We start from the raw sequence: 12,018 nt of genomic DNA, 5'->3' as shown, positions 1-12,018 counted from the left end.
GGGATAGACCGAACCAGGCTGCGACGATACCTTGACACGTCTAACCCTGGCGTTAGATGTCATGGGGGGCGATTTTGGCCCTTCCGTGACAGTGCCTGCAGCTTTGCAGGCACTGAATTCTAATTCACAGCTCAACCTTCTTTTAGTCGGCGATCCCGACGCTATCACGCCATTACTTGCCAAAGCTGATTTCGAGCAACGCTCACGTTTGCTTATCATTCCTGCACAATCAGTTATTGCTAGTGATGCCCGGCCCGCACAAGCGATCCGCGCCAGTCGCGGTAGCTCGATGCGTATGGCGCTGGAATTAGTGAAAGAAGGACGTGCTCAGGCTTGCGTCAGCGCAGGCAATACTGGCGCGTTGATGGGGCTGGCGAAAATGTTGCTCAAACCGATTGAGGGGATTGAGCGCCCGGCGCTGGTGACGGTGTTGCCCCATCAGCAGAAGGGCAAAACTGTCGTGCTGGATCTCGGCGCGAATGTGGATTGTGACAGTAGGATGCTGGCGCAGTTTGCGATCATGGGGTCGGTGATGGCCGAGGAGATCCTGGGTATCGCTAACCCGCGCGTGGCGCTGCTGAACATTGGTGAAGAAGAAACCAAAGGTCATGACAATATCCGTGATGCAGCGGCTCTGTTACGATCGGTTCCCTCAATGAACTACATTGGTTATCTGGAGGCGAATGAACTTCTGACTGGAAAAACGGATGTGTTAGTTTGTGACGGTTTTACTGGAAACGTCACATTAAAAACCATGGAGGGGGTTGTCAGGATGTTTCTTTCGCTGCTGAAATCACAGAGCGAAGGGCAAAAAAGGTCGTGGTGGCTGATTTTATTAAAACGTTGGTTACAAAAAAGCCTGAGCAGGCGATTCAGTCACCTCAACCCCGACCAGTATAATGGCGCCTGTCTGTTAGGATTGCGCGGCACGGTGATTAAAAGTCACGGAGCAGCGAATCAGCGAGCTTTTACCGTCGCGATTGAACAGGCAGTGCAGGCGGTGCAGCGGCAGATTCCACAGCGAATTGCCGCTCGCCTGGAATCTGTGTATGCGCTTTCGGCATCATCCGCCCAGGGCGACGATAACCGGAATGTGTGTATATTACCTAAGAGTGACTGAGCGTACATGTATACGAAGATTATTGGTACCGGCAGTTATCTGCCTGAGCAGGTTCGAACAAACGCCGATTTGGAAAAAATGGTGGAAACCTCTGACGAGTGGATTGTCAGTCGTACAGGGATCCGTGAGCGCCGTATTGCTTCGGCAAACGAAACTGTCTCAACCATGGGCTATGAAGCCGCTAAACGCGCGCTGGAAATGGCCGGCATCGATAACGATCAAATTGGCCTGATTATTGTTGCGACGACTTCTGCAACGCACGCTTTTCCGAGCGCGGCGTGCCAGATCCAGAATATGCTGGAAATCAAAGGTTGTCCTGCTTTCGACATCGCCGCAGCCTGCGCAGGGTTTACCTACGCGTTGAGCATCGCCGATCAATATGTTAAATCCGGCGCGGTAAAACATGCGCTGGTGATTGGATCTGACGTGCTGGCACGCACATTAGATCCAAACGATCGCGGTACAATTATTCTGTTCGGCGATGGTGCTGGTGCGGTGGTATTGGGTGCTTCAGAAGAGCCGGGTATTATTTCAACCCACATGCACGCTGACGGTAGCTATGGCGAGCTGCTGACGCTGCCGAACCTCGACCGCGTGAACCCGGAAAGCCCGACTTATTTAACGATGGCGGGCAACGAAGTGTTCAAAGTCGCGGTGACGGAACTGGCGCGTATTGTTGATGAAACATTAGCCGCTAATAATCTTGAACGAAGCGCACTGGATTGGCTGGTGCCGCATCAGGCAAACCTGCGTATCATCAGCGCCACGGCGAAAAAGCTTGGTATGGCGATGGATAACGTTGTACTTACGCTTGATCGTCATGGCAACACCTCTGCGGCTTCTGTTCCCAGCGCACTGGATGAGGCGGTACGCGACGGGCGTATCAAACCTGGCCAGCTGATTCTGCTTGAAGCGTTCGGCGGCGGGTTTACCTGGGGTTCCGCGCTGATTCGTTTCTAAGTATAAGGATAAGAAGATGACGCAATTTGCTTTTGTTTTTCCGGGGCAAGGTTCCCAGACCGTCGGCATGCTGGCGGATATGGCGACAGCTTACCCGGTCATTGAAGAAACGTTTGCCGAAGCCTCTGCGGCTTTGGGTTATGATCTCTGGGCGCTGGTGCAACAAGGCCCGGCAGAAGAGCTTAATAAAACATGGCAGACCCAGCCTGCGCTTCTGAGCGCATCTGTCGCGTTGTGGCGCGTGTGGCAGCAGCAGGGTGGCAAAACGCCGGTACTGATGGCTGGCCATAGCCTTGGCGAGTATTCTGCGCTGGTATGCGCCGGTGTGATTGCATTTGCCGATGCTGTACGGCTGGTTGAGCTGCGCGGCAAATTCATGCAGGAAGCCGTACCGGAAGGTACTGGCGCGATGTCAGCTATCATCGGCCTTGATGATGAATCTATCGCAAAAGCGTGTGAAACCGCGGCTGGAGGTCAGATTGTTTCTCCGGTGAACTATAATTCCCCGGGTCAGGTAGTGATCGCAGGCCATAAAGAGGCCGTTGAACGTGCTGGTGCAGCTTGCAAAGCCGCTGGCGCTAAACGCGCGTTACCGCTGCCTGTCAGCGTGCCGTCTCACTGCGCACTGATGAAACCGGCTGCTGAAAAACTGGCCGTTGAGCTGAATGCTATTACATTTAGTGCTCCGCAGATCCCGGTTATTAACAACGTGGATGTGAAGTGCGAAACGTCGCCGGAAGCTATTCGCAGTGCACTGGTGCGTCAGTTGTACAGCCCGGTGCAGTGGACGAAAAGCGTTGAGTTTATGGCATCGCAGGGCGTTGAACACCTGTATGAGGTCGGCCCGGGTAAAGTTCTCACCGGCCTGACAAAACGTATTGTTGACACACTGACGGCATCGGCTATCAATGAGCCAGCTGCAATGTCCGAAGCACTCGCGCAATAAAAAGAGGATGACCATGAGTTTTGAAGGAAAAGTCGCGCTGGTTACCGGCGCAAGCCGTGGAATTGGTCGTGCCATTGCTGAAACGTTAGCCGCTCGCGGCGCAAAAGTTATTGGTACCGCAACGAGTGAAAATGGCGCGCAGGCTATCAGTGACTATTTAGGTGCGAAGGGTAAAGGTCTGCTGCTGAACGTGACCGATGCCGCATCTATTGAATCGGTTCTGGAGAACATTCGCGCTGAGTTTGGCGAAGTTGATATTCTGGTTAATAATGCCGGGATCACTCGTGATAACTTGCTGATGCGCATGAAAGATGATGAGTGGAACGATATTCTCGACACTAACCTTTCATCTGTTTTCCGTCTGTCAAAAGCGGTAATGCGGGCTATGATGAAAAAGCGTCATGGGCGTATTATCACTATCGGTTCTGTGGTTGGTACCATGGGAAATGCTGGTCAGGCCAACTACGCTGCGGCGAAAGCGGGTCTTATCGGTTTCAGTAAATCGCTGGCGCGTGAAGTTGCGTCCCGCGGTATTACGGTGAACGTTGTTGCTCCGGGCTTTATTGAAACGGACATGACGCGTGCGCTCTCTGACGATCAGCGTGCGGGTATCCTGGCGCAAGTTCCTGCGGGTCGCCTTGGCGGTGCTCAGGAAATAGCCAGTGCGGTTGCATTTTTAGCCTCTGACGAGGCGGGTTACATCACAGGTGAAACCCTGCACGTCAATGGCGGAATGTATATGGTCTAACCACGATTAAAATTATTTGCGTTATGAGGGGGAAAGGCCTCAAAATAGCGTAAAATCGTGGTAAGAACTGCCGGGATTTAGTTGCAAATTTTTCAACATTTTATACACTACGAAAACCATCGCGAAAGCGAGTTTTGATAGGAAATTTAAGAGTATGAGCACTATCGAAGAACGCGTTAAGAAAATTATCGGCGAACAGCTGGGCGTTAAGCAGGAAGAAGTTACCAATAATGCTTCCTTCGTTGAGGACCTGGGCGCTGATTCTCTTGACACCGTTGAGCTGGTAATGGCTCTGGAAGAAGAGTTTGATACTGAGATTCCGGACGAAGAAGCTGAGAAAATCACCACCGTTCAGGCTGCCATTGATTACATCAACGGTCACCAGGCGTAAGTGAACATCTCCAGGCGGTCACTCGACCGCCTGAGTTTTATCTAGTGTTATCCCTCGAATCTCTTTTTTTATCCCTCCCTGGAGGATGAACGTGTCTAAGCGTCGTGTAGTTGTGACCGGACTTGGCATGTTGTCTCCTGTCGGCAATACCGTAGAGTCTAACTGGAAAGCTCTCCTTGCCGGTCAGAGTGGCATCAGCCTGATCGACCATTTCGATACTAGCGCCTATGCAACCAAATTTGCTGGCTTAGTAAAGGATTTTAACTGTGAAGACATTATTTCGCGCAAAGAACAGCGCAAGATGGATGACTTCATTCAATATGGAATTGTGGCTGGCGTTCAGGCCATGCACGACTCCGGCCTGGTTATCACGGAAGAAAATGCTTCCCGTGTTGGTGCCGCGATCGGTTCAGGTATCGGCGGTCTGGGTCTGATTGAAGAGAACCACAGTGCCCTCATTAAGGGCGGTCCGCGTAAAATCAGTCCGTTTTTCGTACCGTCTACGATTGTTAACATGGTGGCTGGTCACCTGACTATCATGTTTGGCCTGCAAGGCCCAAGCATTTCAATTGCAACGGCCTGTACTTCAGGTGTGCATAACATCGGCCATGCTGCGCGTATTATTGCTTATGGCGATGCCGATGCGATGCTGGCTGGTGGTGCAGAAAAAGGCAGTACCCCGCTGGGCGTTGGTGGTTTTGGTGCAGCGCGTGCGCTGTCTAACCGCAACGATAATCCGCAGGCTGCAAGCCGTCCGTGGGATAAAGAGCGTGACGGTTTTGTCCTCGGCGATGGCGCTGGCATCATCATGCTGGAAGAGTATGAGCACGCGAAAAAACGTGGTGCGAAAATCTATGCTGAAATCGTCGGCTTTGGTATGAGCAGCGATGCTTATCATATGACGTCACCGCCGGAAAACGGCGCTGGTGCGGCCAAAGCAATAGTGAACGCGCTGCGTGATGCGGGCATTGAACCGGGCCAGATTGGCTACGTCAACGCACACGGTACCTCTACGCCGGCAGGCGATATTGCTGAAGTTCAGGCGGTGAAAGCTGCGTTTGGCGATGCCGCACGTAGCGTCATGGTGAGCTCAACCAAATCCATGACTGGCCACCTGTTAGGTGCGGCTGGTGCAGTAGAGTCCATCTACTCCATCCTTGCACTGCGCGATCAGGCGGTACCGCCGACCATCAACCTGGATAACCCGGATGAAGGTTGCGATCTGGACTTCGTACCGCACGAAGCGCGCCAGGTCAGCGGTATGGAGTATACCCTGTGTAACTCCTTCGGCTTTGGTGGCACCAACGGCTCGCTGATCTTCAAAAAAGTCTGACCGTCTTCGCTGTTTTAAAGGCCCGCTTGTCGGGCCTTTTCTATTCAGCTTTCTCCCCTTGTTCTCTGCTTTCCATCCTGCCAAACTGTCCGGCTACACGCTTAAGGAGCCTCTATGTTCTTGATTAATGGTACAGAGCAACGACAGCTTGCGGCCAGTGACCGAGCTATACAGTTTGGTGATGGCTGCTTTACTACTGCGCGTATCATTGCCGGGAAAATCCAGTTTGCGTCCGCACATGTGCAGCGTTTGCGTCTGGCATGTGAACGGCTATTTATTCCTTTTCATGACTGGGATCTGCTGGCGCAGGAGATGGCATCGCTGGTGCAAGAAAAAGCTGACGGCGTAGTTAAAGTGATCCTCAGCCGCGGTGGCGGAGGTCGTGGCTACAGCGCGGCGAACTGCGATTCACCGACACGTATTCTTTCTGTTTCAGCCCGGCCCGCACACTACGCGCGCTGGCAGCGGGAAGGCGTTACATTGACGCTGAGCGATATATGCCTCGGGCGTAATCCGATGCTCGCGGGGATCAAACATCTTAACCGTCTGGAGCAAGTGTTAATCCGCGCTCGGCTGGAGCAGACCGATGCTGATGAAGCGTTGGTGCTGGACAGCGACGGCTGGATCACCGAATGCTGTGCGGCTAATATTTTCTGGCGGCAAGGGCGGGAAGTTTTCACGCCGCGTCTCGACTATGCCGGAGTGGATGGCATCATGAGGCAATATTGTATGCGACAACTTGCATCTTCCGGTTTTCGCGTTGTCGAAGTGAATGCCCGCCAGCAAGAACTGGCGCAGGCTGAGGAAGTGGTTATTTGTAATGCGTTGATGCCGGTTGTCCCCGTTCGCCAATGGGGAGAACTGCGCTGGTCAGCGCGAGAGTTGTACCAATTTTTAGCCCCACTGTGTGAGCAGATAAATCAGTCATGAAGAAAATGTTACGCGTTGTTCTCCTTCTGCTGGCGGTATTAGTGATTGCAGCAGGAGCCGGAGTCTGGAAGGTTCGTCAACTGGCGGATTCCACGATCCTCACCAAAGATGAAATCATTTTTACCCTGCCAGCCGGAACCGGCCGGGTGGCGCTAGGGGAATTGCTATATCAGGAAAAAGTCATCAATCGCCCGCGTGTTTTCCAGTGGTTATTACGCATGGAGCCTGATTTGTCACACTTCAAGGCGGGAACCTACCGTTTTATGGCGGGGATGACCGTGCGCGAAATGCTGAAATTACTGGCTAGCGGCAAAGAGGCGCAATTTCCGCTACGTCTGGTGGAGGGGATGCGTCTGAGCGATTATCTGAAACAGCTACGTGATGCACCATACCTGAAGCACACGCTGAAAGATGATGATTATGCTACTGTCGCACAGGCGCTGAAGCTGGAGCATGAAAACTGGGTGGAAGGCTGGTTCTGGCCGGATACATGGATGTATACCGCAAACACGACGGATGTTGCGCTGCTCAAGCGCGCGCACCAGAAAATGGCGCGAGCCGTTGAACAGGTCTGGGAAGGGCGCATGGATGGCCTGCCGTACAAGGATCAGAACCAGTTAGTGACCATGGCGTCCATCATTGAAAAAGAGACGGCTGTGGCCAGCGAACGCGATCAGGTTGCCTCGGTCTTTATTAACCGCTTACGCGTCGGGATGCGCTTGCAAACCGATCCGACGGTGATCTACGGGATGGGCGTGCGTTATAATGGCACACTGTCGCGCGCCGATCTGGAAACTCCGACGGATTACAACACCTATGTGATTAGCGGCCTGCCGCCAGGACCGATTGCCACGCCAGGTGAAGCCTCGTTGAAAGCGGCAGCACATCCGGCGAAGACACCGTACCTCTATTTTGTGGCCGACGGGAAGGGCGGACACATATTTAATACCAACCTCGCCAACCATAACCGGTCAGTGCAGGACTATTTGAAAGTGCTTAAGGAAAAAAATGGGCAGTAAATACATCGTTATTGAAGGGCTGGAAGGCGCCGGTAAAACTACGGCACGTGATGTCGTCGTAGAAACGCTGAAAGAGCTTGGCGTCAGCGAGATGATATTTACGCGCGAACCGGGTGGTACGCTGCTGGCGGAGAAACTGCGCAGTCTGGTGCTGGATATCCGCTCCGTTGGTGACGAAGTGATTTCTGATAAAGCCGAAGTTCTGATGTTTTATGCCGCGCGTGTTCAATTGGTGGAAACGGTGATTAAACCAGCGTTGGCGCGCGGTTGCTGGGTTATTGGCGATCGGCACGATCTTTCCACTCAGGCCTATCAGGGAGGCGGTCGTGGTATCGATCAAGGCATGTTGGCGACGTTGCGCGATGCTGTGCTGGGTGATTTTCGTCCGGATTTAACCCTGTATCTTGATGTCACTCCTGAAGTTGGCCTGAAGCGCGCGCGCGCGCGCGGCGAGCTGGACCGCATTGAGCAGGAGTCGCTGGATTTCTTCAATCGCACCCGTGCGCGTTATCTTGAACTGGCTGCGCAGGATGCCTCTATTCGCACGGTAGATGCCACGCAACCGCTGGAGGACGTGGTGCGCGACATCCGTCAGACCGTTACCGCATGGGTGCAGGAGCAGGGCGCATGAAATGGTATCCGTGGCTGCGACCGGACTTTGAACAACTGGTCGCCAGTTATCAAAGCGGACGCGGGCACCACGCGTTACTTGTACACGCGCTGCCGGGTATGGGAGAGGACGCGCTGATCTATGCGCTCAGCCGTTTTCTGCTGTGTCAAACACCGGAAGGGCACAAAAGCTGCGGCCACTGTCGCGGCTGTCAGTTGATGCAAGCGGGAACCCACCCGGATTACTACGTGCTGGCACCGGAAAAAGGCAAAACGACGTTGGGCATTGATGCGGTGCGTGAAGTAAGTGAAAAACTCTATGAGCATGCACGTCTTGGCGGGGCGAAAGTGGTCTGGATTCAGGACGCGGCGTTGTTAACCGATGCTGCCGCCAATGCATTACTGAAAACGCTGGAAGAGCCACCGGCTCAGACGTGGTTCTTCCTTGCCTGCCGTGAACCCGCGAGATTACTGGCGACATTACGCAGTCGCTGCCGCTTGCATCACCTCGCACCACCAGCGGAAAGTTATGCCGGCGCGTGGCTTAGCCGGGAAGCGACGGTGTCACAAGATGCTATCCTTAGCGCGCTGCGTCTGTGTGCAGGGTCGCCAGGCGCGGCCGAAGCGCTGTTGCAGGAAGAGCACTGGGCGCAGCGCCAGGTACTCTGTCAGGCAATTGAAAACGCGCTGAATAGCGGTGACTGGTTCGCCATGCTGTCGGTGCTTAACCATGATCGGGTGGTGGAACGTTTGCAATGGGCCTGTGCACTGTTCCTCGATGCTCTAAAAGTACAGCAGGGAGCGACGTTGCTGACCAACGTTGATATGCCTGTGCTGGTACACAACCTTGCCCGTCAGTTACGCAGTGAGACATTGCATGCTCTGCTGCATGACGTATTTATTTGCCGTGAACAGTTGCTGAATGTCGTGGGAGTAAACCGCGAGCTGCTGCTCACCGATCTTTTGTTAACACTGGAACGGTACCTGCAACCAGGCGCCAGGCTTCCTGTATCCCACCTTTAAGAGAGACATTATGTTCTTAGTCGACTCGCACTGCCATCTTGATGGCCTGGATTACATATCTTTGCATAAAGATGTTGATGACGTACTGGCAAAAGCCGCCGCGCGCGATGTTAAATTTTGCCTGGCCGTCGCCACCACGCTGCCCGGATATCGCAGCATGCGCGAGCTGGTGGGCGAACGCAGTAATGTGGTGTTCTCCTGCGGCGTACATCCGCTGAATCAGGACGAAGAGTATGACGTGGAGGCTCTGCGTCAGTTCGCTGCGGAAGAGGGCGTGGTGGCAATGGGTGAGACCGGGCTGGACTATTTCTATACACCGGAAACCAAAACGCGTCAGCAAATCTCGTTCCGCAACCATATCCGCATCGGGCGAGAACTGAATAAACCGGTTATCGTGCATACACGCGATGCCCGCGCCGACACGCTGGCAATTTTGCAGGAAGAGCAGGTTCAGGATTGCGGCGGCGTACTACACTGCTTTACTGAGGATCGTGAAACGGCAGGTAAGCTGCTGGATATGGGATTTTATATCTCTTTCTCCGGCATTGTTACTTTTCGTAATGCGGAACAACTACGCAATGCGGCACGTTATGTACCGCTGGATCGGTTGCTGGTCGAGACCGATTCTCCGTATCTTGCGCCCGTACCGCATCGCGGTAAAGAAAACCAGCCTGCAATGACACGCGATGTGGCAGAGTATATGGCGGTTCTGAAAGGGGTCCCTGTTGAGGAGCTCGCACAGCAGACCACGCAAAACTTTGCCCACCTGTTCCATATCGATCCCGCCAGATTGCAAGCTGTCTGAAATGTCAGCTTATTTTAGTACTCGTAATTAATAAACGATCAGAGTAAAGTTCACCGCCATAAAAAAGGCGGTGATGGTCATTTTTCATACTACGGTCATCGCCTTTTGTAAATCTGTGTGAGTTTTAAAACGACCGCTAGCTGAAACGTGATAGCCGTCAAACAAAGCCGAAATGATTTATTTTACTCTGTGTAATAAATAAAGGGCGCTTAGATGCCCTTCCCAAGGCGCGGCTCTCCCCCCGTGCCAACGCGTGAAAGCGCAACAAAAAGCACTAATACTCAGGAGCACTCTCAATTATGTTTAAGAATGCATTTGCTAACCTGCAGAAGGTCGGTAAATCGCTGATGCTGCCAGTATCCGTACTGCCTATCGCAGGTATCCTGCTGGGTGTCGGTTCTGCAAACTTCAGCTGGCTGCCAGCAGTGGTTTCTCATGTTATGGCCGAAGCGGGCGGTTCCGTTTTTGCTAACATGCCGTTGATTTTCGCTATCGGTGTTGCGCTTGGCTTCACCAATAATGATGGCGTTTCTGCTCTGGCTTCGGTTGTTGCTTACGGCATCATGGTGAAAACCATGGCTGTGGTTGCACCTCTGGTTCTGCATTTACCTGCTGAAGAGATCGCTGCAAAACATCTGGCGGATACCGGTGTGCTCGGCGGGATCATCTCTGGTGCGATTGCCGCATACATGTTTAACCGCTTCTACCGTATTAAGCTGCCTGAGTATCTGGGCTTCTTCGCGGGGAAACGCTTTGTACCGATTATTTCTGGCCTTGCAGCGATTTTCACCGGCGTGATCCTCTCTTTCATTTGGCCACCGATTGGTTCCGCGATCCAGACATTCTCTCAATGGGCTGCCTACCAGAACCCGGTTGTTGCATTCGGTATCTACGGTTTCGTTGAGCGCTGCCTGGTACCGTTCGGTCTGCACCACATCTGGAACGTACCTTTCCAGATGCAGATTGGTGAATTCACCAACGGCGCTGGCCAGGTATTCCACGGCGATATTCCGCGTTACATGGCAGGCGACCCGACTGCGGGCAAACTGTCTGGCGGCTTCCTGTTCAAAATGTACGGTCTGCCGGCTGCCGCTATCGCTATCTGGCACTCTGCTAAACCGGAAAACCGCGCGAAAGTGGGCGGTATCATGATCTCCGCAGCGCTGACCTCGTTCCTGACCGGTATTACCGAGCCGATCGAGTTCTCCTTCATGTTTGTTGCGCCGATCCTGTACGTTATCCACGCTATTCTGGCAGGTCTGGCATTCCCGATCTGTATCCTGCTGGGTATGCGTGATGGTACGTCGTTCTCTCACGGTCTGATCGACTTCATCGTACTGAGCGGTAACAGCAGCAAACTGTGGCTGTTCCCGATCGTTGGTGCTTGCTATGCCGTGGTTTACTACACCATATTCCGCGTGCTGATTAAAGCGCTTGACCTGAAAACGCCGGGCCGTGAAGACGTGACCGAAGACACTAAGGCTGGAGTAAGCAGTGAGATGGCTCCGGCTCTGGTTGCAGCGTTTGGCGGTAAAGAAAACATCACCAACCTGGATGCGTGCATCACGCGTCTGCGTGTCAGCGTAGCTGACGTAGCGAAAGTGGATCAGGCTGGCCTGAAGAAACTGGGCGCTGCAGGTGTGGTCGTCGCTGGTTCCGGCGTTCAGGCAATTTTCGGTACCAAATCCGATAACCTGAAAACCGAAATGGATGACTATATCCGCGCTAACTAAGCCGTAGTCTGGGGAGACTGAGGGAGCCTGATGGCTCCCTTTTTTATGCGTGCAGGTTATGCACTACAGCCTGGGGGAAAGCCCCCTGTCCAGCCTGATGGTGGCGAAGGACTAGTGAAGCGCAAGGGCGTCGTCGTGAGGCGGGGTCTGAAGGAAGCGTGGAGCAAAACCATGACCTGACGAACAGAAATCCGATACGAGGCCTACCCGGCAGGCGGAGCAAGCCATTGATTGCAAAGGCCATAACCATCAAGAGCCGGGGTGGTAGATTGGGCAGGTGTGTGGTGAAAGCGGCTGAGCTTACCCCGGGAGGCCTGTCCGGCGTTCTGCATTCAGAACTGAGCGCACCGTAAGGTGCGCTGACCGGCGGACAGGAGTCAGCAGAGGGCATAGTAGGACAG

General features: G+C 53.6%; 12 protein-coding genes. All 12 read left to right on the top strand.

The window, feature by feature from the left end; all coding sequences use genetic code 11:
• The first annotated feature begins 31 nt into the window (after positions 1-31).
• The 12 genes from plsX (at position 32) to ptsG (ending at position 11,617) form a co-directional block, all read left to right on the top strand.
• On the top strand, positions 32-1,120 hold the full coding sequence (gene plsX, locus GA0061070_RS17210) for a phosphate acyltransferase PlsX (RefSeq protein ID WP_090137253.1): 1,089 nt from the start codon (positions 32-34) through the stop codon (positions 1,118-1,120).
• Positions 1,121-1,126: 6 nt separating this feature from the next.
• Entirely contained in the window at positions 1,127-2,080 is a 954-nt protein-coding gene (locus GA0061070_RS17205; protein ID WP_090137252.1) for a beta-ketoacyl-ACP synthase III, read from the top strand.
• Between the two features lie 16 nt (positions 2,081-2,096).
• Positions 2,097-3,026 carry an ACP S-malonyltransferase gene (gene fabD / locus GA0061070_RS17200; protein ID WP_090137251.1) on the top strand — a complete coding sequence of 310 codons (930 nt, stop codon included), beginning with the start codon at positions 2,097-2,099 and terminating at the stop codon, positions 3,024-3,026.
• Positions 3,027-3,039: 13 nt separating this feature from the next.
• A complete protein-coding gene (gene fabG / locus GA0061070_RS17195; protein WP_090137250.1) occupies positions 3,040-3,774 on the top strand; it encodes a 3-oxoacyl-ACP reductase FabG in 735 nt (244 codons plus the stop codon).
• 154 nt (positions 3,775-3,928) lie between these two features.
• Entirely contained in the window at positions 3,929-4,165 is a 237-nt protein-coding gene (acpP, locus tag GA0061070_RS17190; RefSeq protein ID WP_000103754.1) for an acyl carrier protein, read from the top strand.
• Positions 4,166-4,256: 91 nt separating this feature from the next.
• Positions 4,257-5,498, top strand: a complete 1,242-nt coding sequence (gene fabF, locus GA0061070_RS17185; protein ID WP_090137284.1) for a beta-ketoacyl-ACP synthase II — start codon at positions 4,257-4,259, stop codon at positions 5,496-5,498.
• A 114-nt stretch (positions 5,499-5,612) separates the two neighbouring features.
• Positions 5,613-6,428 (top strand): aminodeoxychorismate lyase, encoded by an 816-nt coding sequence (gene pabC, locus GA0061070_RS17180; protein ID WP_090137249.1) that lies wholly within the window; start codon positions 5,613-5,615, stop codon positions 6,426-6,428.
• Positions 6,425-7,447, top strand: coding sequence for a cell division protein YceG (gene yceG, locus GA0061070_RS17175; protein ID WP_090137248.1), 1,023 nt, complete (start codon positions 6,425-6,427; stop codon positions 7,445-7,447). The genes pabC and yceG overlap by 4 nt, the downstream gene beginning before the upstream one ends.
• Positions 7,437-8,078, top strand: coding sequence for a dTMP kinase (gene tmk, locus GA0061070_RS17170; protein WP_090137247.1), 642 nt, complete (start codon positions 7,437-7,439; stop codon positions 8,076-8,078). The genes yceG and tmk overlap by 11 nt, the downstream gene beginning before the upstream one ends.
• Entirely contained in the window at positions 8,075-9,079 is a 1,005-nt protein-coding gene (gene holB, locus GA0061070_RS17165) for a DNA polymerase III subunit delta' (RefSeq protein ID WP_090137246.1), read from the top strand. The genes tmk and holB overlap by 4 nt, the downstream gene beginning before the upstream one ends.
• Before the next feature lie 10 nt (positions 9,080-9,089).
• Positions 9,090-9,884: a metal-dependent hydrolase gene (locus GA0061070_RS17160; RefSeq protein WP_090137245.1), complete on the top strand. Its 795-nt coding sequence runs from the start codon at positions 9,090-9,092 to the stop codon at positions 9,882-9,884.
• A gap of 299 nt (positions 9,885-10,183) precedes the next feature.
• Positions 10,184-11,617, top strand: coding sequence for a PTS glucose transporter subunit IIBC (gene ptsG, locus GA0061070_RS17155; protein ID WP_090137244.1), 1,434 nt, complete (start codon positions 10,184-10,186; stop codon positions 11,615-11,617).
• The last annotated feature ends 401 nt before the right edge of the window (positions 11,618-12,018 follow it).

The sequence above is a fragment of the Kosakonia oryziphila genome, assembly GCF_900094795.1.
Taxonomy (GTDB): Bacteria; Pseudomonadota; Gammaproteobacteria; order Enterobacterales; family Enterobacteriaceae; genus Kosakonia; species Kosakonia oryziphila.
Note: the sequence above shows the minus strand (reverse complement) of the source record. Positions and strands in the feature narration are given on the sequence as shown.

Excerpts from the sequence above, each read along its gene's own strand:
- tmk (WP_090137247.1), top strand. The coding sequence starts at position 7,437 with ATGGGCAGTAAATACATCGTTATTGAAGGGCTGGAAGGCGCCGGTAAA.
- GA0061070_RS17205 (WP_090137252.1), top strand. The coding sequence starts at position 1,127 with ATGTATACGAAGATTATTGGTACCGGCAGTTATCTGCCTGAGCAGGTT.
- fabD (WP_090137251.1), top strand. The coding sequence starts at position 2,097 with ATGACGCAATTTGCTTTTGTTTTTCCGGGGCAAGGTTCCCAGACCGTC.
- pabC (WP_090137249.1), top strand. The coding sequence starts at position 5,613 with ATGTTCTTGATTAATGGTACAGAGCAACGACAGCTTGCGGCCAGTGAC.
- ptsG (WP_090137244.1), top strand. The coding sequence starts at position 10,184 with ATGTTTAAGAATGCATTTGCTAACCTGCAGAAGGTCGGTAAATCGCTG.
- yceG (WP_090137248.1), top strand. The coding sequence starts at position 6,425 with ATGAAGAAAATGTTACGCGTTGTTCTCCTTCTGCTGGCGGTATTAGTG.
- GA0061070_RS17160 (WP_090137245.1), top strand. The coding sequence starts at position 9,090 with ATGTTCTTAGTCGACTCGCACTGCCATCTTGATGGCCTGGATTACATA.
- holB (WP_090137246.1), top strand. The coding sequence starts at position 8,075 with ATGAAATGGTATCCGTGGCTGCGACCGGACTTTGAACAACTGGTCGCC.
- acpP (WP_000103754.1), top strand. The coding sequence starts at position 3,929 with ATGAGCACTATCGAAGAACGCGTTAAGAAAATTATCGGCGAACAGCTG.
- fabG (WP_090137250.1), top strand. The coding sequence starts at position 3,040 with ATGAGTTTTGAAGGAAAAGTCGCGCTGGTTACCGGCGCAAGCCGTGGA.